At 53.7% G+C, this 22,986-nt stretch carries 24 protein-coding genes; 15 read left to right on the top strand and 9 right to left on the bottom strand.

Annotated features, from left to right (window positions below):
* Positions 1 to 4: 4 nt before the first annotated feature.
* Positions 5 to 718, bottom strand: coding sequence for a hypothetical protein (locus tag ANT_RS04785; protein WP_013559383.1), 714 nt, complete (start codon positions 716 to 718; stop codon positions 5 to 7).
* A gap of 158 nt (positions 719 to 876) precedes the next feature.
* Here ANT_RS04785 and ANT_RS04780 point away from each other — a divergent pair, with 158 nt between their 5' ends.
* The 7 genes from ANT_RS04780 (at position 877) to ANT_RS04750 (ending at position 6,384) form a co-directional block, all read left to right on the top strand.
* Entirely contained in the window at positions 877 to 1,761 is an 885-nt protein-coding gene (locus ANT_RS04780; protein WP_013559382.1) for a DUF4129 domain-containing protein, read from the top strand.
* Positions 1,758 to 2,414 carry a hypothetical protein gene (locus ANT_RS04775; RefSeq protein ID WP_013559381.1) on the top strand — a complete coding sequence of 219 codons (657 nt, stop codon included), beginning with the start codon at positions 1,758 to 1,760 and terminating at the stop codon, positions 2,412 to 2,414. The genes ANT_RS04780 and ANT_RS04775 overlap by 4 nt, the downstream gene beginning before the upstream one ends.
* The gene (locus ANT_RS04770; RefSeq protein WP_013559380.1) at positions 2,414 to 3,316 is read left to right on the top strand and encodes an AAA family ATPase; all 903 of its coding nucleotides are present in this window, start codon (positions 2,414 to 2,416) and stop codon (positions 3,314 to 3,316) included. Before ANT_RS04775 ends, ANT_RS04770 begins: the two co-directional genes overlap by 1 nt.
* A gap of 61 nt (positions 3,317 to 3,377) precedes the next feature.
* A complete protein-coding gene (locus ANT_RS04765) occupies positions 3,378 to 4,667 on the top strand; it encodes a DUF58 domain-containing protein (protein ID WP_013559379.1) in 1,290 nt (429 codons plus the stop codon).
* Positions 4,664 to 5,212 (top strand): hypothetical protein, encoded by a 549-nt coding sequence (locus ANT_RS04760; RefSeq protein WP_013559378.1) that lies wholly within the window; start codon positions 4,664 to 4,666, stop codon positions 5,210 to 5,212. The genes ANT_RS04765 and ANT_RS04760 overlap by 4 nt, the downstream gene beginning before the upstream one ends.
* Before the next feature lie 3 nt (positions 5,213 to 5,215).
* Positions 5,216 to 6,049 carry a sugar phosphate isomerase/epimerase family protein gene (locus ANT_RS04755; RefSeq protein ID WP_013559377.1) on the top strand — a complete coding sequence of 278 codons (834 nt, stop codon included), beginning with the start codon at positions 5,216 to 5,218 and terminating at the stop codon, positions 6,047 to 6,049.
* A gap of 29 nt (positions 6,050 to 6,078) precedes the next feature.
* On the top strand, positions 6,079 to 6,384 hold the full coding sequence (locus ANT_RS04750) for a hypothetical protein (protein ID WP_041454660.1): 306 nt from the start codon (positions 6,079 to 6,081) through the stop codon (positions 6,382 to 6,384).
* A gap of 33 nt (positions 6,385 to 6,417) precedes the next feature.
* Here ANT_RS04750 and ANT_RS04745 read toward each other — a convergent pair whose 3' ends face one another.
* Both ANT_RS04745 and ANT_RS16105 read right to left on the bottom strand, forming a co-directional pair.
* A complete protein-coding gene (locus ANT_RS04745) occupies positions 6,418 to 7,272 on the bottom strand; it encodes a CPBP family intramembrane glutamic endopeptidase (RefSeq protein WP_172634573.1) in 855 nt (284 codons plus the stop codon).
* A 39-nt stretch (positions 7,273 to 7,311) separates the two neighbouring features.
* On the bottom strand, positions 7,312 to 7,737 hold the full coding sequence (locus ANT_RS16105) for a DUF4870 domain-containing protein (protein ID WP_013559374.1): 426 nt from the start codon (positions 7,735 to 7,737) through the stop codon (positions 7,312 to 7,314).
* A gap of 219 nt (positions 7,738 to 7,956) precedes the next feature.
* Between ANT_RS16105 and coaE the strand changes: the two genes are divergently transcribed.
* The 4 genes from coaE to ANT_RS04720 are packed head-to-tail and all read left to right on the top strand — an operon-like array spanning position 7,957 to position 12,175.
* Complete coding sequence (gene coaE, locus ANT_RS16780; RefSeq protein ID WP_013559373.1) at positions 7,957 to 9,102, top strand: dephospho-CoA kinase; 1,146 nt, start codon at positions 7,957 to 7,959, stop codon at positions 9,100 to 9,102.
* 6 nt (positions 9,103 to 9,108) lie between these two features.
* Positions 9,109 to 9,981 (top strand): diadenylate cyclase CdaA, encoded by an 873-nt coding sequence (cdaA, locus tag ANT_RS04730; RefSeq protein WP_013559372.1) that lies wholly within the window; start codon positions 9,109 to 9,111, stop codon positions 9,979 to 9,981.
* Entirely contained in the window at positions 9,978 to 11,231 is a 1,254-nt protein-coding gene (locus tag ANT_RS04725) for a CdaR family protein (RefSeq protein ID WP_041454658.1), read from the top strand. The genes cdaA and ANT_RS04725 overlap by 4 nt, the downstream gene beginning before the upstream one ends.
* A gap of 23 nt (positions 11,232 to 11,254) precedes the next feature.
* The gene (locus tag ANT_RS04720) at positions 11,255 to 12,175 is read left to right on the top strand and encodes a PD40 domain-containing protein (RefSeq protein ID WP_013559370.1); all 921 of its coding nucleotides are present in this window, start codon (positions 11,255 to 11,257) and stop codon (positions 12,173 to 12,175) included.
* On the opposite strand, the gene ANT_RS04715 is transcribed toward ANT_RS04720, so the two are convergent.
* On the bottom strand, positions 12,141 to 14,027 hold the full coding sequence (locus ANT_RS04715) for a peptidase U32 family protein (RefSeq protein WP_013559369.1): 1,887 nt from the start codon (positions 14,025 to 14,027) through the stop codon (positions 12,141 to 12,143). The genes ANT_RS04720 and ANT_RS04715 overlap by 35 nt on opposite strands.
* A complete protein-coding gene (gene selD, locus ANT_RS04710; protein ID WP_013559368.1) occupies positions 14,021 to 15,094 on the bottom strand; it encodes a selenide, water dikinase SelD in 1,074 nt (357 codons plus the stop codon). Before selD ends, ANT_RS04715 begins: the two co-directional genes overlap by 7 nt.
* Before the next feature lie 70 nt (positions 15,095 to 15,164).
* Between selD and ANT_RS04705 the strand changes: the two genes are divergently transcribed.
* From ANT_RS04705 to ANT_RS04695, 3 genes are read left to right on the top strand one after another with little or no spacing between them, the layout of a single operon-like run.
* The gene (locus ANT_RS04705; protein ID WP_013559367.1) at positions 15,165 to 15,851 is read left to right on the top strand and encodes an iron-sulfur cluster-binding protein; all 687 of its coding nucleotides are present in this window, start codon (positions 15,165 to 15,167) and stop codon (positions 15,849 to 15,851) included.
* A complete protein-coding gene (locus ANT_RS16100; protein WP_013559366.1) occupies positions 15,848 to 16,621 on the top strand; it encodes a PIG-L deacetylase family protein in 774 nt (257 codons plus the stop codon). Before ANT_RS04705 ends, ANT_RS16100 begins: the two co-directional genes overlap by 4 nt.
* A complete protein-coding gene (locus ANT_RS04695; RefSeq protein WP_013559365.1) occupies positions 16,618 to 17,355 on the top strand; it encodes a beta/alpha barrel domain-containing protein in 738 nt (245 codons plus the stop codon). Before ANT_RS16100 ends, ANT_RS04695 begins: the two co-directional genes overlap by 4 nt.
* Here the strand turns inward: ANT_RS04695 and dtd are convergent.
* Positions 17,352 to 17,789 (bottom strand): D-aminoacyl-tRNA deacylase, encoded by a 438-nt coding sequence (gene dtd / locus ANT_RS04690; RefSeq protein ID WP_013559364.1) that lies wholly within the window; start codon positions 17,787 to 17,789, stop codon positions 17,352 to 17,354. The two genes, ANT_RS04695 and dtd, sit on opposite strands and share 4 nt — an antisense overlap.
* A 182-nt stretch (positions 17,790 to 17,971) precedes the next feature.
* On the opposite strand from dtd, the gene ANT_RS04685 reads away from it, so the two are divergent.
* Positions 17,972 to 18,979 carry a hypothetical protein gene (locus tag ANT_RS04685; protein ID WP_013559363.1) on the top strand — a complete coding sequence of 336 codons (1,008 nt, stop codon included), beginning with the start codon at positions 17,972 to 17,974 and terminating at the stop codon, positions 18,977 to 18,979.
* Between the two features lie 63 nt (positions 18,980 to 19,042).
* Here the strand turns inward: ANT_RS04685 and ANT_RS04680 are convergent, their stop codons facing one another.
* From ANT_RS04680 to ANT_RS04670, 3 genes are all read right to left on the bottom strand, one after another.
* Positions 19,043 to 20,155: a M23 family metallopeptidase gene (locus ANT_RS04680; RefSeq protein ID WP_013559362.1), complete on the bottom strand. Its 1,113-nt coding sequence runs from the start codon at positions 20,153 to 20,155 to the stop codon at positions 19,043 to 19,045.
* Positions 20,152 to 21,429 (bottom strand): transcription termination factor Rho, encoded by a 1,278-nt coding sequence (gene rho, locus ANT_RS04675; RefSeq protein WP_013559361.1) that lies wholly within the window; start codon positions 21,427 to 21,429, stop codon positions 20,152 to 20,154. Before rho ends, ANT_RS04680 begins: the two co-directional genes overlap by 4 nt.
* A gap of 225 nt (positions 21,430 to 21,654) precedes the next feature.
* Positions 21,655 to 22,794 (bottom strand): transposase, encoded by a 1,140-nt coding sequence (locus ANT_RS04670; RefSeq protein ID WP_013559360.1) that lies wholly within the window; start codon positions 22,792 to 22,794, stop codon positions 21,655 to 21,657.
* Positions 22,795 to 22,986: the final 192 nt, after the last annotated feature.

The following is a 22,986-nucleotide window of genomic DNA, read 5'->3' as shown; positions in this document are numbered from 1 at the left end:
GGGGCTATTCCCCTCTAAACTCACCCGCCACAGGGCGGTCGGGGATTTTCATCCATGTTTCCAATTGTTGCTCAATAAATTGGGCAATCTCAGGGGAGTCAAAATTCTCCAGCAGTTTTACATCTTTGCCATCCCGCATCACCGCGTGGAGAGCGTAGTTAACCGAAGTGCCTTTAGAATTCTGAGAAACTTTTTTCTTGCAATAAAATTGACTGATTTCTGCAACGGGTAAGGTTTTCTCTCCCAACCATGGAAGCGGCTCAAACCAGACTGCCAGTTCATCACGGGTTAATTCAACAATTGTCCGGTTAAAGAAGCCGGTAAGCACCGAATAAGTCAATCCCACACCTACCGCCACATGGGCGATGGGGAAGCAAATCATGATCCAGGGCGCGCCCGTAGTAAAAGCCATGCCATACCAGAAGATTAAAAAGACATCCCATGCCAGAGCAAAGAACGCCAAAGGGATGTACTTAAACGAAAACCAGCGGTGAATCATCCGCACGCGGTCAGTTTCGCGCTCAATTTTGACCGATTCGGGCGGTGCCAGCCGGGGACGGATTTTGCCCACCGTGGACTCGGGCTTTCCCAGCAAGTTTTTGAGCAAATATTCATTCCCGCAGTACTGGCACTGATAGCGCTCCGGCTCCAGCAAGGAAGGCGCCATTTTTGCCCCGCAGGTTGGACAGGTCATTACAATCCAGTCTTGATGTGTCATACTTACTCCCCTCACAAGTATAAAACAGCCAGCAAAAAATCTGCTCTACAAAACTGTAAAGGAAATATCAAGATGTGATACCATAAAAACAACCCGGAAATATCTTTCATTCTCACAGTGACCGAGTGTTGACAGGACTTCGTTGAACAGTCATTGCCATGAAGAGATTTACTGTCCGACAAACTTTACTTTTTCTGGTTGGTGGGCTTCTGGTTCTTTCTCTGGTGCTCAGCGCGGGGTTGACAGGTTTAGAATTGAGCCCGGGGTTGATTTATGGCAATCAACGCTGGCAAACTGCCGAAGATTTTACCGGAAGCCTGCCTGATGCTACCTCCTTACTGGGTTTCTTCCAGGTAGTTCTGGGTCTGGCGCTGGCTCTTTTTCCCTTTTACTTTGTTTACATGCTGCTTCACCCCCAACGGCGCAAGAAACTCCTGCGCTATCTTGCCATCTTCGCTGTGATGCTTTTCCTCTTTGAGCGACTTCGGCAAGCCATGAACAACCTCAACCCGGAGAACTTTGGGTTTCAGGGAGGTGAATTTGGCACTGGGGAGGAGGTTTTGCCCATGCCACCGCTGGCCGATTTTGTTGCCAATCCGCCCACATGGCTGATTAATGGCGTAGCCGTGTTTACCGTCATCCTGATTGCCTTAGCCCTGTTTGGAATGATCTGGTGGTTTGTCATGCGTCGCGAAAGGCAACCCCACCCTCTGTCTCAGGTGGGATTCGAAGCCTCTCAAGCCCTGGCAAGCCTGCAAGCGGGTGCAGATTTACGCGAAACCATTATCGAATGCTACCGCAGGATGGTCAGAGCGGTTGCAGAAAGCCGCGGCGTTCAACGGGGCAATGCCGTTACCCCCCATGAGTTCATCCAAACCCTGGTTCAGCACGGCTTGCCCGAACGTCCAGTACGCCGCCTGACAGAATTGTTTGAGGACGCGCGTTACGGACATCTTTCCAGTACTCCCCGTCAGCAGATGGAAGCCACCGGTTGTTTGGAAGAAATCGTGGCGGCTTGTCAGAGCATGGAGACAACCCTATGACCCCCACACGCAAACCCTTATGGATATGGTTATCCCTTTCGGTAGGGCTGGCAGTACTGCTGACTGCAGTTTTACGCGAGCAAATCCGCGCGGTAATTGTTGAACCTCTCTCTTACGTAATCTGGTACGTGCAGTTAATCCTCAACACGGTACCGCAGCCGCTCTTCTGGGCAGTGATGATTCTGGGCGGAATCTACCTCATCGGGCGAGCAATGCTTGAAGGCATCCCTTCCACAGAAAGATTGTCGGAACCCCAAAACGACATTGCCAGCACCTCGCGTTACCGTTACTGGCTGTGGTATGTGGCTACCTTCTCCAAAAACCGTTTTGCCAGTGAAAATCTGGCACGGCATTTGGCACATTTGATCATGGAGATTATCGGATACCAGGAACACCTGAGCCGGGAGGAGATGGAAAAGAAAATTCGTGAAGGAACGCTGAATGTATCCGAAGAGATCCTGGAATTCCTGCGTACCCGTCGCCTTCTCACCTCCAGACAGTCCCCAGACTCAATAAAAGGCTGGCTGGAACGTATGCAGGGACGGCTCTTCCACCTCCCCGGCTCTATTCCTTTTTCTGACCAGCAGGAAACCTTTCACCGCCTGAAGCAGTTGGTAAATTTTATTGAAGAAAGAATTGGAGGCTCAAATTGATGTCTGCTCATCCCCCCGTCCACGAAGTTTCCAACCTCTCTAAAGCCATCCTCGATGAAGTCAGTAAAGCCATTGTGGGGAAACGGCAGGTGCTGGAAAAGATTCTCACCACCTTTCTGGCAGGCGGACACGTCCTGCTGGAAGACTACCCCGGGCTGGCAAAAACCCTGATTGCAAATTCCTTTGCCCAGGTACTGGGGATGACCTTCAAGCGCATTCAGTTCACCCCCGACCTGCTCCCCGGTGACATTACCGGAGGATATGTCTTCAATCGGGCGAACAACACTTTCGTTCTGCGCCAGGGTCCAGTCTTTGCCCACATCGTTCTGGCAGATGAAATCAACCGCGCTTCGCCGCGCACCCAGGCTGCCCTGCTGGAAGCCATGCAGGAATATCAGGTTACCCTGGAAGGCGAAACCCTGAAACTCCCGGAACCGTTTCTGGTGGTGGCAACGCAAAATCCCATCGAATATGAGGGCACGTTTCCCCTTCCCGAAGCACAACTGGACCGCTTCCTGATAAAACTTGCCGTAGGTTACCCCAGCCCGGAAGAGGAACAGGAAATTTTACGCCGCCGCCGTGACCGCAAGCAGGACGCCATTCCCCTTCAAGCGGTTACCAACGCAGAAGGCTTCCTGCATATGCGCGAGATTATCGAAGAAGTGTATGTAGACCCGGACCTGGAAAGGTACATCGTGGAGTTAGTCCATCGCACCCGCGTACACCGTCAGGTTGCTGTAGGTGCCAGCCCACGCGGCGCACTGGCGCTTCTCAAACTGGGGCGCGCTTATGCCGCCATGCAAGGCAGAGCCTACGTCCTGCCCGATGACATCAAGACCTTTGCCCGCGTTGCCCTTCAGCACCGCATCATTCTACAACCGGATTTATGGACCACCCCATAAGCCGTTGAGCACGTTCTGGGAGAGATTCTCAACAGCGTTCCGGTGCCCGTCGTGGATTGAGATGAACAGTCGAAGCGCCTTTCTGTTAATCCTCATCTTTGGTTTCCTGATCACCGGGCTGATCAGTCTGAACGGTGCCATCATTGCCCTGTCCATCCCGTTGCTGGTTTATTTTGGTGTTGCCGCGTGGTACAGTCCAGCGCCTCCCCGTCTGGTGGCTCGGCGCACACTACCGTTAGAAGCCGTTTTCCCCGAAACCCCGGTAGAGGTAAATCTCTATCTTAAGAACAACGGGGAAGATTTGCAGGAAGTTTGGATAGAGGACCAACTCCCTGCCGGGTTAATTGTCCTGGAAGGTGAAACTTCGCGATTCCTGCCTCTTCCTGCGGGAGAAGAAGTAAGGCTGTCCTATGTGGTTACAGGGGGAAGAGGAGATTACCGCTTTACCACCCTGCAGGTGCATTATCGGGAAAGCGCTGGATTGTTTGAGGGGAAAATTCCCGTTCAAGCATCCCACCGTTTGATGATTCGCCCACGTCCACGCCCTCTGCGCTCCGTTCCCATTCGCCCGCCGCAAACACGCGGGTTTGCCGGTCCTATTCCTTCGCGTCAGGGCGGTGTGGGGGTTGACTTTTTCCTGGTACGGGAGTACCAGCCCGGCGACCCCATGCGGCGCATCAACTGGAAGGTGACCGCGCGGGAAGAGCAAAATTTATTTACCAACCTCTTTGAACAACAGCGCGTTGCCGATGTAGGCATTATTCTGGATGCACGCGAGCCAGGTTATGGCGGAGCGAGCAACAATCCCCTGTTCGAATATGCTGTGGATGCGGCGGCTTCTCTTTCTGAGACCTTTCTTAAGGACGGCAACCGTGTGGGGATGCTGGTTTACGGCGCAGGAATTGATATTGCCTTCCCCGGCGCGGGGAAAATGCAACGGCAACGTATCCTGCAGACGCTGGCGCGCGCCCGTTTGGGGAGTAACTTTGCGCTTGAGTCACTCTCTTATCTACCCACTCGTTTCTTCCCGCCCCGTTCTCAGGTCATTCTCATCAGCCCGTTGCAACCTCACGACCCGGAGGTACTCGTCGCTTTGAGAGCACACGGGTATCAGGTACTGGTGCTGAGCCCTAACCTCATCCGTTTTGAAGCCGGGCAGGTGAGACCGAATTCGCCGGAAGAACTGGCACAGCGCATTGCCCAGGCAGAGCGCCGTTTCGCCCTGCAAAAACTGCGCCGCGCCGGCATTCAGGTTCTGGATTGGGACGTGAGGATGCCTCTGGAGCAGGTATTGAGGCAGGTCATCTCTTTGCGTCCCCTTTTGAGACAAGGAATAGGAACGCCAGCATGAAAACCCGTAACCTGCTGTTCTTCTCCATCTGCCTCACGGTGCTCTTTCCCGCAATGGGATTTGCTTTGCAGGGGATGTATCCTGCAGTCGGATTGAACCTGATTATGGGAGTCCTATGGCTGGGGCTGACTTTGAAAGAAATCCCCTGGAGCACGCCGGCCTTCTTTTTGCTGATGTGCATGGAAAATGCCCTGCTCCCGCTTTTCGGCATCTCTCCATTCCTGGCACTGCTCTCTGTGGTCAGCGGTTTAGCCAGTTGGGATTTGCACGCTTTCATGAACCGAATCACTGTTCTGAAAGAGCCGGTTGTGCTGTACCGCTTTGAACAGCATCACCTGAGTCGCCTGGGACTCACCCTTGCGGGTGGAACGGTTTTGGGTGTATTGGGGTTGTCCATCCATTTTCGTCTGGGATTCTTTCTTGCCTTTATCCTGGGAATGGCTCTGTTGGTGATCTTCTGGGCACTGATTACCCGGATAGCTCCTGCGCCACAGCGCACACCCGGGGCTTCACCTTTTCCAGAAGAATCGCGAGAAGAGGAATAAACTATGCGGTTGGGAGGTCCCCTTTTTCAACCTTATCACAGCCCTGAAGAATGGGTCACCCTTGTTCAGAGGTATGGCTACCGTGCCGCTTACTGCCCGGTGGGGATAGACGCCCCCCACGAGGTGATTCGCGCATTCAAGCATGCTACCCGTCAGGCTCATTTGATCATTGCCGAAGTTGGTGCATGGAGCAACCCGCTCAGTTCCAACCAAGAGGAACGCCAGGAAGCCTTGAAGTTATGCAAACAGGCTCTGGCGCTGGCGGATGAAATTGGAGCACTATGCGCCGTGAACATCGCCGGTTCCCGCGGGGAAAAGTGGGATGCCCCTGACCCGCGCAACTTGACGCCAGAAACGTTTGAAATGATTGTAGCCACTGTGCGCGAGATTCTGGACAGCGTGAAACCGCGCCGGGCGTTCTATACCCTTGAACCCATGCCCTGGATGTATCCCGATTCAGTCGATCATTATTTAGACCTGATTCGTGCAATTGACCGACCGATGTTTGGGGTGCATCTTGATCCGGTGAACCTCATCAACAGTCCCCAACGATATTTTGAAAACTCACGCCTGTTGAAAGATTGTTTCGAGCGCTTAGGGCCATGGGTCAAATCCTGTCATGCCAAGGATATCCTCCTGCGTCCCCAGTTGACCACTCATCTGGACGAGGTACGTCCCGGTTTGGGCGGACTGGATTACCGTACCTTTCTGCGGGAAGCCAGCCGCTTACCTCAGGATGTACCGCTGATGCTGGAACACATGACTGAAGAACAGGATTATCTGCTTGCCGCGCAGTATCTCCGGCAGGTTGCCGCAGAAGAAGGGCTTTCCCTGTAACGGGTAAGGTGAGATTGCAGGAAATGCAAATGGACAAGGAATACTGGCTGGAACTTCGACTCGAGCAAGCACGCGAAGTGGTGCGACGTCTGGAACGCATCTCCGCCGATTCCTACTGGGCGCATCAGTCCAGCGGGGTGCGGGGGTCACTTTGGCGAATCATTGAACGCCTGGAGAAAGTCCGCCTTGGGAAAGCGGCGTTTCGCCCTGACGACCTAAGCCGGCTGGAAAGCCTTCTGGATGAAGCCCATGCCATGCTGGTCGCTGCCGGTCGGGAAATCCCCGATCCGGAAGCAAAAAATCACCCTTCAGGGCAGGCAACGCCCACTGCGTGAAGGGTGATTCTCTATCCACGAAAGAAGCCTTACTCACGAAGGTGTAGGGGCTTGCTCTACCTCGGCGCGTTTGCTCCAGAAAATCAGGATAAGCGCCAAGCCCACCAGAGCCAGCCCAACCCCAAATTCGTCAATCAGGTAAGGACTGAGCGCAGACTGTCCGGTGAGCGGTGTGAACACGCCCTGAATGAAAATATTGTGGCTGGCATGTAAAATCACCGCACCCCAAAAACTTCCCGACTTGAGACGCATCCAGGCAAGAGCAAAACTGATGCCAAGCACCATCACGGTGAAGAAAATCATCCCCAGCCAGCGCGGCGCTCCAGCATTGTTGTATTCTGAAAACAAAATCAAGGGAAAATGCCAGAGTGCCCAAATTGCTCCGCTGATCAACGCCGCCCCGGGAAATGAGGTGAGACGCGCCAACTCCGAGACAAGCAACCCGCGCCAGCCAATCTCTTCTCCCAAAGCAGCGAATATCGAACCCAGCATACCCAGTGTTCCCATCATGACCACATAATTCACCAGGAAACCTGTGGTGTTCACCGACGTGCCCATCTGAGCCGCCATGTCCTGCGCCATTTCTTGCCCCTTGAAGGGAGCCGCACCGCTTGCCCAGACCACGCCATACACGAGCAAACCGTACAAAATAGGCAAGCCATAACCGAGCAACAGGAAACGCCAGGGTCTCAGACGCCACCCCAAACCGCGAAGGTTTTTGTGAGACACCCACTGGGTGATCAATGCGGCAATTCCCGGACACCACATCAGGGCAAGCGTCCAGCCTTCCAGATTTCCAGAAGTCAGGATGAGCGCATAAAACACCCCGCTGAACAGGAAAGTCAACACAAGAAAAAGGATAATCTTTTGCTTTGGTGACATCATCATCGTTCCTTTCCCCGAATTCATTTATGCTACAGGGGAAGATTACCCTTCCAGCGTACTCCGCACCCAATCGCCAATCAGCCAGTAACGGAAATCGCGCCCCTGGCTGGTCTCAATAGCGGCTACAATACCGTACACCGGCACTGCCAGAGGCACCAGAGTGACCGCGCAGGCGAAAGGAATCAGGCACAAGCCAATCAGAATAGCACTTAAAGCTCCCACAATTCCCCACATTATCCCTGTCACCGCGCCAAATCCAACCCAGGCAACCAGTTGCAATACCAGCGATTGCAGGGCATGGTAAGCCACATAACGGGAACGGTCTTTATAGGACAGGTAAATGACCAGAGCCACCACCGGACCCAGCAAGCCGGTGACAAGATTAATTAACACACTTAAGTGAGCCAGCATTGCCCAGGTGCGTTCTTCACTGGACGTAGGAATCACAACGTTTGTTTGTTCTGTCATGGTAAACCTCCGTTTCTTCTATGGAAGTCTACGTATGTTTCGGGGAGAAGTTGCAGGTTCTAAAAAGTTTTACGAAGATTTGGAGATACAATCAAATTATCCAGAGACTTGAAAAATAGGTGTGGTTTCTGGCTGCGCTGATTTGACATTCCAGAGAGGCAAGGCTAAAATCAAAAAGCATCCGCATAATTCTTTCATTATTCCCCATTGGAGGACTGTGTGAGCAGTTGGCCCGGCAAATATGTGATTGGACTGACCGGAAATATCGGCACCGGCAAAAGCGTTGTCCGGCGCATGCTGGAACATCTGGGAGCCTACGGCATCGATGCCGACGCTCTGGCGCATCGTGCCATCGCCAAAGGGGCACCAGGGTATCAGCCCGTCATTGATCACTTTGGGCGCTGGATTCTCACCCCTGATGGGGAAATTGACCGAGCCAAACTGGCGCGGGTGGTTTTTGCGGATGGCGAAGCCCTGGCACGCCTGGAAAATATCATCCATCCGCTGGTAAGGCAGGGCATCGAATGGTTGGTACAGCGCTCTTCTCAAAAAGTGATTGTCATTGAAGCCATTAAACTACTCGAAGCCGGGCTTAACAAAACCTGTGACAGTGTATGGGTGACTTATACCCCACCGGAAATCCAACTGGCGCGGTTAATGCAGTATCGTAAGATGAGCGAAGCAGAGGCCCGTCAACGCATTGCCGCCCAACCCCCACAGGAACAAAAAATCGGTGCGGCAACGGTAGTCATCCGCAATGATGGCTCGTTCGAAGAGACCTGGAAACAGGTTATGGCGGCGTGGAAACGCCTGGTGCCGCAAACACTGGAAGCCGCTCAGGAAGCGCACACCCAGCCACGCCGGGCAGTTCCTCAGGGGGAAATCACAGTCTCTCGCGGAAAGCCCAAAGATTCCGAGGACATTGCTGGTTTAATCAACCGCTTGCGCAAACCAGCCAAACCCGTGACACGGGAAGATGTCATGGCAGCGTTTGGGGAAAAAGCCTTTTTGATTTTGCGGGTGGGCAATCAGCCGGGTGGATTGCTGGGATGGCAGGTGGAAAATCTGGTTGCCCGCACAGTGGATATTCTTCTGGACACTTCCTTACCGGCATCGGATGTACTTCCCCCGTTGATTGAGGAAATGGAACGCTCTTCCCGCAACCTGCAGTGTGAAGCCTCGCTTATCTTTGCTCCGCCCGAACTGGCTCAGGAATCGCTTTGGAAGCCTCTGGGGTATGAGAAGCGCACCCCACAGACATTAGGTGTTTCTGCATGGCAGGAAGCCGCTGTGGAATCTCTGCGCCCTGGAACCACCCTGTTTTTCAAACAACTCAGAGCAGACCGCGTGCTGCGCCCAATATAGAAAACCGTGACTGACCTGTTAGATCAGATTTACTTTCTCTTTGAGCGCCTCACCTGGATGAGTGTGCTGGATATTGCACTGGTCACCCTGATTATCTTCATTGTGTTAATCATGGTGCGTGAAACCCAAGCGGTCATTCTTTTACGGGGCGTGATTCTGCTGGTGATTTTCCTCAGTTTGCTCACCAGCCTGGTAAACCTGCCGGCGTTTTCCTGGCTCATCCGTACGATTATGCCCGCATTGTTATTAGCCATCCCGGTCATCTTTGCCCCGGAGATTCGCCGCGGGCTGGAACGACTCGGACGCGCCGGGTCTTCCCCCATCCTGGGCAAGATGCGCGCTTATCCGGGATTGGAGGATACCATCCATGCGATTGTCACGGCTGCCATTCGGTTATCCAATCGTGGCCACGGTGCGTTAATTGTGATACAACGCAACGACCCCCTGGAGGAATTCATCTCCACCGGTGTAGCGCTTAACGCCCGGGTGACCCCCGAATTACTGTTACAAATTTTTTATCCCAATACCCCTTTGCATGACGGCGCTGCCATCATTGTGGATAATCAAATTGCGGCTGCTGCATGCGTCATGCCATTATCCTCCAGCGGCATCCTGAACCGTTCTCCAGAAAGACAGATGGGCTTGCGGCACCGCGCAGCCCTGGGAATTTCCGAAGCCACCGATGCCATTGCCGTGGTGGTTTCCGAAGAAACCGGGTTAATCTCTCTGGCACACAATGGCAGAATGATTCGACGACTGGACGGTGAGCGGCTGGAGAATATTCTGATGGCTTTTTACCTGCCCTCTCAGCCGCCTCCCACTTTCCTCGACTGGCTTCGTGGATGGTTGGGACAAAATCGTCCCCGGGAGGAACGGTGAAACTGTTCAATCAATTCTTCAAATATCTTCCTACATTTCTCCTCTCGCTGGCACTTGCCATTGCCGTGTGGGTGTCTGCTGTAACCGCGAATGATCCTATAGAGGTACGCACTTACCCCTACCCCATTACCATCGAGTACGTTGGGCTGGATCCTGCCATGATTGCAAACACCCAGGAATCCCGCAGCCTGACTCTGCGGCTCAGCGCACCCCGTTCTGTATGGGAAAAACTGACGCAAGAACAGGTAAGTGTACGGGCGTTTATTTATCTATCAGGTCTATCATCCGGACAGTACACCCTGCCCGTCCAGGTGCAGATTGATAAAGCGCCTGTGCGAATTGTCTCGTATTCTCCCCAAACCCTATCCATTCAACTCGATGAACTGGCTACCGAAACGCTCCCCATTGGCGTTGTCCAGCGTGGCGAACCTGCCATTGGTTACGATGCCGGCATCCCATCTCTCAGCGTGGATCGGGCAACCATTTCCGGTCCCAAGTCGGTGGTTGAACGGGTGAAAACCCTGCGGGTGGTCATTGACCTGAACAAAGCCGTGGAGACCATTACCCGCAATCTAGCCGTGCAGGCAGTGGACGAAAACGGGCTGCTGGTAAGCAACCTGACCATTTCTCCGGCAGAAATCACCGTTGTTCAACCTATCTCCCAACGCGGCGGTTATCGCAATGTGGTGGTCAAAGTGGTCACCACCGGGCAGGTTGCCAGTGGCTACCGGTTAACCTCGTTGACGGTCTCTCCACCTGCAGTGACCGTGTTTGCCAGTAACCCAACACTGGTAGAAAACCTACCAGGGTACGTCGAAACCAACCCCGTTGACCTGAATGGCATCACCGACGACCTGGAAGTAAGGGTAGCCCTGAACCTGCCTGAAGGGATTACCGTGGTTGGAGACCAAACGGTGAGTGTGATTGTCGGTGTGTCTGCTATCGAAGGCAGTGTCACCCTGAGTGATTTGCCCATCGAGGTCATCAACCTGAATCCAGAATTCTCCGCTCAACTGGCTCCCAAGACAGCAACCATCATCCTCTCGGGTCCTTTACCCACTCTGGACAACTTAAAGCCGGGAGAAGTGCGTGTGGTGGTTGACCTGGAAGGGGTGACACCGGGCACCTACAAACTGGTGCCGCGCGTTGAGGTCCTGGTGGAATCGTTACGTGTGGAGTCGATATTGCCCAATTCCATTGAGGTCATTGTGACCAAGGGAACTCCTACACCTCGACCTCCAGGACGATAGAAAAAAGAAAATTCGCTTTCTTTATGAGACGCGCACTTTTTGCTCTGCTGGTATTCTTTTTGCTCACTGCCTGTGGTCTGGTACCGGGGTTGCCTGCACCAGCCGCACCGCAAGAACCTACCGCTACACCTTTGCCCACTTCTGTCGCTCCGGAATTTCCGACCATTCCCGACCGTTCCTGCCTGCTGGCAACCCTCGAACCCATCCGCACCAATCAGCAACAGGGCAACCTGATGGTATGGCATCCAGAAGAGATGACACTGGCGTACGTTGCTCCCAAGGGGCGTTCCATCTGGTTCACAGGAGAGATCCTTCTGTCCAGCGGTTCGGATTATAAAACCTCAACGGTGTTGTTTGAAAATACGAGCGTTTTTGGGGATTTAACCTGGTCGCCCTCAGGCAAGCAACTGGCATTTGTCGCCCTTCGTCAACCCGAAAATGTATATACGGTGATGGTGACCAACCTGGAAACCCAACAAACCGTGGATATTCTCCCGGGAGAGCAAGCCACGCTTACCTCCGGAAGCGGTAGTAAGGGAATTGTGGAATGGCTCTCCGAGAATCAGATTCGCATTATTGCCTCCTGCGGGGCAGATTGCGACGTAATGCTGGACGTTAATCTTTCCAGTGGGCAGGTCGTTCCCTACGGAGAAACCATGCGCCATCAAGCCGACCGGCTCTCTCCCACTCGTAAAACCCTCTCCTACGACGAGAAAACCTATCCTCCCATGCTTTCTCCAAACTGGTCGCCGGATGGCAAGAAAGTGGCGTACTTTGATGACCTGGATCAAGCCTGGGTTCTCCTTACTCAGGAAAAAGCGCAGTTCCTGCTGGATATTGGCTTACAAACCCCCTATGAAAGCCAGTGGGCAAGTGACAGCCGCATCCTGGCATTACGAACCGATGATTTTATTTTCCTTTTCGATACAGAATGTCGTCGCTAACCTCTTTAACTCTTGCGTTCCCTTCGTAATAAATTTCCATCACACATTCAGCACAACGGAAACGCAAGGATAAGCGGTTTCCCAGTTCGTCTTCCAGATAGAGGGGCTCGGGAAGACGCACAGGATTCTTTTGCTTGGGGCAAGCCCCCAACTGGTAACGCAGGCAAAAACGGGTGGTCATCACCTTTCGGCCGCGCATATCCAGCCCGGCTTCCGCCGCAGATTCGATCTCCCTGACGCCATGACGCAGATAAAACTGGCGCGCCAGGCGGTTCAACACATTTCCCTCGAAAGACAAGCGCTCAGCCGGAAAGCGCACCCCATCCTCAGCCCTTTGCCGTGCCATTCGGGGGAAATTCCGCAGACGCTCAGCGCGCAATCGTTCGACCACCTCCCGGCGCAGGGAATTGATTGCCTGCACCGGCAGGAAAGGCACAGTTGCCAGTAAAACTCGAATTCCCCCGCAGGTAAACTCCGTTCCTCCAAGGCTGGAAATCTGGCGTTGAAAGGTTTCGAGCATCCGGTCCGGGTTTAAGGCCGGGGTAATTTTCCCATGCCACACGGACTCGGCGAAGTTGCCGTCCTCATCCTCAGCCCTGAGAAGCATTCCCTGAGGATCTTCACGCAGGGTGAACTGCACGGCGATTTTGCGTTCTGTGCGGCTTTTCTCCAGTTGTTGCAGGAAAAGCCGGTCGTGATTTCGGAACATCAACGCGCCTCGCTGCAACCCTTCCATCTTTTCCAACCAGAGACGATTCCCCTGAACTTTCAACACCACAGTCCCCTGAAGGACGTTGTCTCCATCCAGATAGCAAATGCCGTCTCCTGCATGAACTTCGGGAGCGCCGTCTTCCAGCACACAGCCATCCTTCCACACCTTTACCACTTTTCCAAGCGGTTCACCCACCGATTTAGGTGTAAAGGGCGATGCCATCTGCGGGTCTCTCCCCTTGAGGAAATAGGTGGTAAACCCGCGGTTGAAGGTTTTGCGCAGGTCGGGAGAAAAATCAACCCGGCTGTCTCCCGATGAGGCTTTGCGAAAACGTTCGCCATCCAGCAAAGCATCCAGGCGCTGGCGATAAGCAGCCACAACGTTCATCACATAAGCGCGGTCTTTGAGACGCCCCTCGATTTTGAAAGAGGTAATCCCGGCTTCCAGCAAATCCTGAAGGTGATCGGACAGGTTCAGGTCTTTCAAGGAAAGCAGATAGCGATTTTGAACCACCGCTTGACCATCAGCACCGTAGAGGGAGTACAAACGGCGACAGGGTTGAGCGCACTGCCCACGATTGCCGCTCCGTCCACCCAGCGCGTAACTGAGGTAACACTGCCCGCTGTAACTCACGCACAGCGCGCCGTGAATAAAGCCCTCCAGTTCGATGCTGGTTTGCGCGCGAATCTGGCGGATTTGTTCCAGTGTAAGTTCACGGGCAAGAATCACGCGGGAAAAGCCCGCCTGCTCCAGAAAACGCACCCGCTCCGGGGTATGGTTGTGCATTTGCGTGCTGGCAAACAATGCCAGCGGAGGCAAATCCAGTTCCAGCAAGCCTATGTCTTGAATAATCAGCGCATCCGCACCGATTTCGTACAATTTCCAGATTAGACTGCGGGCTTCATCAAGTTCTTCATCATATAACAGCGTGTTGACCGTGACATAGACTCGCGCCCAGTAACGATGAGCATAGGCTATCAAGCGTTCAATGTCTTCCAGAGGATTTCCCGCCGCCTCGCGCGCACCAAAACGCGCCGCGCCGATGTACACCGCATCGGCGCCCGCATTAATGGCGGCAATGCCGGTATCGGCATCCCGCGCGGGAGCGAGCAGTTCCACAGGAAGCGGGCGGTTTACCATGTTACTTCGATACCTTCACCTGAGACAACCTCACCGACTTCCCAGATAGAAATGCCTTGCGTTGGGGCTTCCTCCAGAAAAGCATCTATTCGGTCAGAGGGGACAGCCAGAAGCAATCCTCCACTGGTTTGGGGGTCAAACAATAACATTTGTTCATGTTCGTCCAGATTGGCATCAAATTGCACCCACTGCCCAAAGTAGAGACGATTATCACTGGCACCACCGGGGAAGATGAACTGGCGGGCATACTTGTAAGCACAAGAGAGGAAAGGAATCTGTGAATAGCGGAACCGCATTCCCACGCCAGATTCCCGTGCCATCTCCAGCGCATGCCCCAACAGGCTGAACCCGGTAACGTCCGTGCCGGCTTTGAGGTCAAACTGCCGGGCAAGTTGTGCCGCCTGACGGTTCAATTGCTTCATCCAGGTAACGGCTTCTTCGATATCCTGTGGTTCTGCCACACCCCGCTTCAAAGCCGTAGTCACCGTGCCAAAGCCCAGGGGCTTGGTCAGCACCAGGCGATCCCCTACCCGTGCGCCGCTTTTGGTGAGTATCTTTCCCGGGTGGACAAAACCTACCACAACCAGCCCAAATTTGGGCTCTTTGTCCTGTACGGTATGTCCACCCGCAACCACCACCCCCGCTTCGCGAGCTTTCTCTGCCGCACCTCGGATAATCTCCGCCAGCAGTTCATGGGGCAACTGGGGAGGAAGCGCAGCAACATTCAGAGCAAGGAAGGGTTCGCCTCCCATAGCGTAGATGTCTGACAGACTGTTGGCAGCAGCAATTGCCCCATAGTCGTAAGCATCATCTACGACCGGGGTGAAGAAGTCAGTGGTAATGACCAGCGCGCGATCGTCGGAAAGACGCCAGATGGCAGCGTCATCCGGCTGATCCAAGCCAACCAGCAAATCCGGGTATTGTTGTGTGGCAAAGACATCCTTGAGGGGGCGCAACACGTGCGCAAGCGTTTCCGCATTCAGTTTGGATGCTCAGCCAGCACAACTGGATAAAGTGGTCAGTCGAATCTTTCGCCCATTGTTCGCAAATGGTTCGGCTTCGCTCATATTCCCATCCATACCAAGGCTTGCTAGATTATACCGCCTGTTCGGAAAAATTCGGCGTACAATTAACCCCATGACTTTCATGGAAGCCATTCTCCGGGAGATTCGCTATAGCGGTACAGGAAACACTGCCCGACTGGAATGTCACCGGAAAGTTCATTTTCGCCCCGGGCAGTACTTTCTCGGGAATCGTGCCGACGATCCAGACGAGATACTTCCTGTTGTACTGCATCCTGCTACTTTTCCAGACCCCATGCTCCCCCTTGCCCCTTGCCCTTCAAACTGGCAGGCAGGCAATCGCATTTTGCTTCGCGGTCCTTTCGGAAATGGATTTCATCTACCGGAAGAATCCCTTCGCGTGGCACTGTTTGACTGGGAAGGACTGGCACATCTTCTTGTACCGCTGATGCAACGGGCTTTGAGCCAACAAGCCGCTGTAGTGCTGTATGCCAGCGTTCCCCCGTCTAACCTCCCTCCCGAAGTCGAGGTCCTGCCGCTCGAAGCCTTATCTGAATCCTTTGAGTGGTGCGATTACCTTGCTGGCGTTATTCACAGAGACTCTCTTGCGGAGTTTTATCAGGCAACGGGCTGGAAACATTCTCTCCATCTCCCCGCTCATGCAGAGGTCCTTGTACATACCCCCATGCCTTGCGGCGGGATGGGGGATTGCGGAGTTTGTGCCGTTTTAGAAAAACGGGACTGGCGCCTTGCCTGTAAAGACGGACCGGTATTCTCACTACACCATTTGGAGGTTGCATGAACATTCTGGCTTTCTTTGCACACCCAGACGATGAAACCATGCTGTGCGGCGGCACGCTTGCCCTGCTAGCCCGCGCGGGCGCACAGGTACATTTGCTCATTGCCACCCGTGGCGAAGGCGGAGAGAATGGCGACCCGCCGGTATGTCCACGCGAAAAACTCGGTGAAGTACGCGCCGAAGAAATGCGCTGTGCCGCCGAGAAACTGGGAGCCGCCAGTTTGCGCTTTCTCTCGTATGTTGATCCACTTGTTGGACCGGATGATACCCTGTACGCCTTCACCGAGGATGAGGAAACCCTGGTTTCCGAACTCATCGAAGTTCTTCAAAGTGTCCACGCTGAAGCGCTCATCAGTCATGGGAGCAACGGCGAATACGGACATCCGGCACACCGTTTATGTCATCGCGCCGCGCGAAAAGCCATCGAACGTCTTGGCACACGAGCGCTACTTTTCTACACCATTCAGGCGGCGCATCCTGAACATCCCCGTCCGCGCCTTGCCAACCCGCAAGACCCGGCACATTTGATTCTGGACACCCGCAGTGTACATGAGGTGAAAGTAGCGGCGGCATTATGTCACCGCACCCAGCACGCCCTGTTTGTGCGCAACACCAGCCGCGAATTGGGGTGTCCGGTCACTGTGCCGGAGGTGATTCGCGACTGGGAAAGCCTGCATCGAGTGTATCCTGCAGTGACTCGTCTTCCTGTAGAAGATAGACTGGCAATCCTTCTGAAATCAACAGGTTGTGCGCGCGACCCTGACAAACCATGAACCGCCAGAGTCTGTACTGCCCCACTCCATGGATGAATGCCGCCGGCACGTTGGGCTTTTTGCCTTCCAAAGCCTGGAATCTGCCAGAAGCACAGGGGGTATTTGTTACCAACCCGCTTTCCCTGCATCCTCGCACACCTGCCGCTCAACGCATTGCACTCACAGATGCCGGGAATTTGCTGGTGCATAGCGGCTTACCCAATCCCGGACTGGTGACAGCCCTGCGGCGATACGCCAGAAAGTGGGAGAAATCTCCCATCCCGGTATGGGTACACCTGATTCCCCAATCTCCCGAGGAATGCTATCGGATGATTCATCTGGTGGAAAATTCCGCGGGGGTCAGCGCCATAGAAATCAGTCTGCCACCACGCCTCTCCACTGGAGAAAAGCAAGCCTTTCTCAGCGCGATGGACAGTGAACTGCCAATTGTCCTTGTCTTACCGTTAAATGGAGAAGAGATTCCCGTCCCGCTTGACAGAATCTCCGCCGTCACCCTCAGCGCGCCACGCGGGATGCTCCCCTCGCCCTCAGGAGCATGGATCGAAGGGAGACTGTTCAGCATCTCGCTGTTTCCTCAAATGCTTTACGCCGTAAAACAGGTTGTTCAGCACGGCATCCCGGTGATTGCGGGGGCAGGCATCTACCGGCGCGCCCATGCTCAGCATTTATTACAAGCCGGTGCCATGGCAATTCAGGTCGATACTGTACTCTGGAAAGGTTTCCTGAACGACTAAAGTTCCAGCAAGATGGTGACCGGACCATCGTTGTAAATTTCCACCAGCATCTCGGCACCAAATTCGCCGGTCTGGGTGGGCACACCCTGCTCTGCCAGTGCACGGGCAAACAAATCCACCAGCGGGCGCGCTTTTTCAGGAAGCGCGGCATCGGTAAAGGAAGGGCGGCGGCCTTTGCGTGCATCGGCATAGAGGGTAAACTGGGAAACCACCAGCGCCTCACCGCCAACATCACGCACAGATAAGTTCATCTTACCCTGCTCGTCTTCAAAAATCCTCAGAAAGGCAATCTTCTCCGCCATAGCACGGACGATTTTCTCATCATCCTGATGTCCAATACCAGCCAGTATCACCAACCCTTTTCCAATCCGGGCAATTTCCCGCCCGTTCACTGAAACACTGCCCTGTTTTACACGCTGTAAAACCGCCCGCATGTTTCCTCCAGTGAAATACATGATGCCAAAGACAGGTTGACCTCTATTTTACTCGAGCCAGGGCAGAAAAATATCGGAAAAATTCAATTTCAGGTATACTGATTGCAACTCATGATCTTGTAACCCAGGGAACTTATCCTTTGTTCCATTCGTCATTGAACAAGATCACAAGGAGTATATGCATGAAACGCTGGACGACCTTCTTCACTGTTTTTCTGATGACTTTGATTTTAACCGGGTGCGTGCTACCTTCCAGCACACCGCCTGCAGGCGAGAACGTCAAGCCCACCCTTTCCGATGTGGAAATGCAAACTCAGATTGCTTTGATGCTCACCACCATGCCTACGGCTACACCGGAGCACGTTACCCAACCCACGGCAACCCTGCCGCCAGTGGTCACGGCCAGTGAGCCTCAGCCTACCCCTGTTCCTACCGAAACACCTTTACCTCAAGCACCCACCGCCACACCCCTTCCTCCCACACCCACCGAAGTATCCACTCAAGCCGCGCCAACCGCTACAGCCACCCCTGCAGGTCCGACCCCCACGACAGGTCCTACCCCTACAGTGTCGCCGGATGACCCCCGTAACCGTCTGGGGAATCCGTCTGACATCGACCCCATGAACGATGAAACCGCATGGAACTGGCCCACCGGTTACAGCGAATTCACTTCCATTGAGTTTCGAAATGGGCAAATGCTTTTCAAAGGACTGCAAACCAAACTGGGCTGGCGGCTTGCTAATCCCCGTGGAGAGGCTTTCTCCAACCTTTACCTTGAAATGGTGGTAAAAACCGAGTCCTGCACAGGCAACAACCAGTTTGGCATGATCGTGCGTGTCCCCGTATTGAAGGATGCCAATCAGGGATACCTCTTTGGCGTGCGTTGTGACGGGAAATATTCCCTGAGAAAATGGGACGGTACCCTGGGCGAAAAAGGCACACTCACCCGTTTGAAAGACTGGACATCCAGCAATGCCATTAACACCGGAGCAAATGCCACCAACCGTCTGGGATTGATGATGCTCGGCAACCGCCTGATCATGTACGTCAACGGCACTTTACTCGGTGAAGTCAGCGATGATACCTTCCCCAACGGGTATTTCGGGGTTTACGCGGCCAGCGATTCTTCCAGCGAACCTTTCACCATCGCAGTAGAAGAGATGTCTTACTGGCTCAACCCACGACCTTAAGCCAAGAGGATTACAGAATCAAATGCCCCCGCTTGAAAGCGGGGGCATTGTTTGCCTTTGTCATTATCTCAGGTAATCCAGCGGATTGACGAAAGCGCCCAGATAACGGATTTCGAAGTGCAAATGGGGACCGGTTGAATTGCCTGTGCTTCCCGCATAAGCAATCACCTGACCTTTACTCACCCCCTGCCCGCAACGTACCAGCAACTGGCTGTTGTGAGCATACAGGGTATGGAAACCGTTACCATGATCAATCATGACCATCAGACCATATCCCCCCCCAATGGGTCCAGAGTACACCACCACACCACTATCGGCGGCATAAATGGGTGCCCCCATGGCAGCGGCAATATCAATGCCCAAATGTCCGGACCAGAAAGTATTGCCGGAAATGGAATGATTGTCGGCGGGCCACATGAAGTACCCGGTACCGTACACATTGACACCGCTGGTATCACACGCGGCATTGACGGTTTTGTTGGCTCCGGAATTGGCACGCCAGATGGTCGGCACGACCCAGGACCGCATTTCGCGCTGTCCATTCGGAATCATAATGGTCTGACCGGCAACCAGTTTGGGATCGGCAACGTCAATCTTATTGGCAGGCCAGGAAATGATATCTTCAGGGGTGGCTTTGAACTTCTTTGCCACATCTTCGATGGTCTCGCCAGGTTTGGGTTCGTACAACACACCATCCACAGCAGGGATGACCAATTCCTGACCAATGGAAAGCATGTTAGGATTATCATTGAGCAGGTTGTAATTTGCCCACAGCACGGTTTCCGGCTTCAAGTTAAACTGTTTGGCAATGCTGAACACCGAGTCACCCGCCTGAACTACATATTTTTGCGGTTCGGTGCGCGGACGCGAAGGCACCAGCGTATCCAGTTCGGTCACACGGGAAACCGAAACCGGCTGAGTAAAGGTCAAGTCGGGTAACTGTGCTTCAGATTGAGCATTGGCAGGAAGAACTTTTGCCAGTTCAACCTGACGGTCAAGGTTAATACGTGCAGCTTCCACCACACCCACCTTGAGCAACACCACATATCCCAACCATGCCACCATCAGCACAGCGGGAATCCACGACAACCAGTAAGTAACCCCCAGACGAGAGGAAGCCTCCCTTACCGGAGTTTCCGATACAGGGGATGAAGAACCTGTTAATTTATGAATCATAGGTCCTCGGTCAGAGTCTCCAGGAATTCCATGTTATTGCGCGTCTTAATCATGCGCTGTAAAATGGCTTCAGTGGCTACTGCTGGATCCATTCCAGCCCCCTGAGGGGGAGTACCTGTCATCTGCAGGTACATGCGGCGCATCAGCCAGACGCGCTGGAGTTCATCGGGGCTGAGTAGCAAGTCTTCGCGGCGGGTCGAGGAACGTTCAATATCCAGCGCAGGGAAGATGCGCCGCTCCTGCAAACGCCTGGAGAGATGCAATTCCATGTTACCAGTTCCCTTGAACTCTTCATACACTACATCATCCAGGCGAGAACCGGTATCTACCAGCGCTGTAGCGATAATGGTCAGTGAACCGCCTTCTTCAAGGTTACGCGCCGCGCCAAAGAAACGCTTGGGGGGGTATAACGCCGAGGGGTCCATACCCCCGGAAAGCGTACGCCCGGAAGGTGTCACCACCAGGTTGTAAGCCCGTGCCAGACGGGTGAGCGAGTCCATCAGAATGACCACATCGCGCCCCACCTCCACCAGACGCTTGGCGCGCTCCAAAGCAATCTCGGCAGCGCGGACATGGCTGGTTACCGGCTCATCAAAGGTGGAAGCAATCACTTCACCATCCACCGAGCGATCCATGTCTGTAACTTCTTCGGGACGCTCACCAATGAGAGCAATCATCAAATGCACTTCAGGATAATTCCTGGAAATAGCATTCGCCACCTGCTTCAAAATGGTGGTTTTCCCGGCTTTCGGGGGCGAGACAATCATACCGCGCTGGCCACGCCCAATCGGAGCGATGAGGTTAATCAGACGGGTTGCCAGAATGTTACGGTCAGTTTCCAGATCAAAACGTTTGTCCGGGAAAATGGGGGTCAGGTTTTCAAAATTTGGACGGCGGCGGGCTTCCTCAGGGGGTAAACCATTAATACTCTCTACTTTGACCAGCCCGTAATGCCGTTCGCCTTCGCGTGGGGGGCGCACATGCCCGATCACCAGGTCACCGCTGCGCAACTCATAACGACGCAGTTGTGCCTGAGAGACATAAACGTCGTCTGAGCCCACGCGATAATCACTGCGGAGGAATCCAATGCCCTCGTTCATGATTTCGAGGATACCTCCACGCACCTCCAAGCCCTCCCGTTCGGCTTCAACCTGTCGAATCTTGATTAACAGCATTTCTTTCTTGAGACGGTGGGCGTTGGGAATATTCAACTCATCCCCCAACTGCCGTAGTTTGGACAGGGGTTCTTTTTCCAATTCAAGGATATTCATCATAGTGGACGATTATTACTGAACTCCGTTCGGTGAGTTTTTAACAGGCGTTTTCACCTGCCAGCGCAGGAAGAGAGGTTGAATTGTCAGGATGGTTCGGGATCAGCGCAGGCTCCTGCCCCCCAGTAACCGACAGGGAATGCCTTCAACGAAGTAAAAAGAAAACACTTTGCTCTTTGCGCATTATAGCAAGGATTTAATATTCGCGCAAGTTTTAAAACCTGAAATTCAGACATGAGTTAGGACAGTTGGGCGAACGATAGCAACAAACGACGCCAAAGCCTCCTTGACAATGGACTGCCACTCACGGGGTGGAAGCCACCATTTCTGTTTGAGCAAGATAAACAGACCCGAATAGCGCCGCCATTTCTTGCCCGTCTTGTGCAGAACGACATCAACATTCTCCTGTAGCTGGTTTGGCGATCCATACAGGCGGTCTCGCAAGCCTTCACCGATCAACAAGGCAATCGCATAAACCAACAGCAGCATTGCTACCATCTTTTCCATGTTTTCCTGTCGCTTATTCATCAGCCGGGTCATCCCCAGCAGTCCTTTCAAATCGCGGAAGGTTTCCTCGATTTTCATCCGCCAGAGATACACCTGCCATGCCCGCTCGGGTTCGAGGTTGCTCATCACCCATAACGGTTCAGCCAGGCCCTTCTTCCAGACACCGATCAGGTTGACGCATACCTTGCCTTTGTACCACACGGATGGGTGGATTACCTTTTCACCGGGAGCGAGTGATAAGACCACTTCCCTGCCCTCGGCATCCCAGAACCTGGGCGGATGGTGGCCCAGGTTCAGACGAATGACAAAGTTCACTCCCTCTTCGACCAGATTGAGCAACAATTCGAGGTAACTGAATTCCCGATCCAACACCAACGGACGCTCCCCCAGCAGGTCTTTCAATCCGGCGAACGCACGGACATGGTTCACATTGCGCGACGACCGGTCAGCGGCGATGGTCTTGGACGAGTAGGTCAGCAAACCGCAAGGGAGAGCCCGTCCGCGATAGGGTGTGGCCAACAGCAACACCCAGAAGCCTCGCGTCTTGCCGTCTTTGAGCGTGCCGACATACTCCGTCTTCCAGGCTTGTGGACGTTCAATCTCGGTCGGGGCGCCAATCACATACTCGGCTTGTTCACAAAACAGACGCCAGAGCATGGCCCGTGGGTCAACCTTTTGCAGAAAGCGCTGGATGCGTTTGTAACTGGCCGCGCTACCGCCGCGCATTTTGCCCGCAATCTCGGTCAGCCGCAAGGAGCGGGCCACCAGCATGGCTTGCCCAATTTCTGCCGCTTTGGTAGCGGTGATTTCATCATCAAAAAACTCCTCCATGAAAGAACGCATCGGGATATACTTATCCATGATGAGCCTCCTACCGATTAGTTGCTGCGAACCAAGTGTATCGGTTGGGAGGCTCTTTATACACTACAAATGTCCCAACTTATGCCCGAACTTCAGTTAAAACGTCAAAAACCTTACGAAAGAGAGAATTTATGCCAAAAAACGCCATTCTGATACCCTGTTCGAGGTTTTAAGTTGCCGCCCCCCTCCACC

The sequence above is a fragment of the Anaerolinea thermophila UNI-1 genome (genome assembly GCF_000199675.1).
Classification (GTDB): domain Bacteria; phylum Chloroflexota; class Anaerolineae; order Anaerolineales; family Anaerolineaceae; genus Anaerolinea; species Anaerolinea thermophila.
This window is presented reverse-complemented; position numbering and strand designations above follow the sequence as displayed.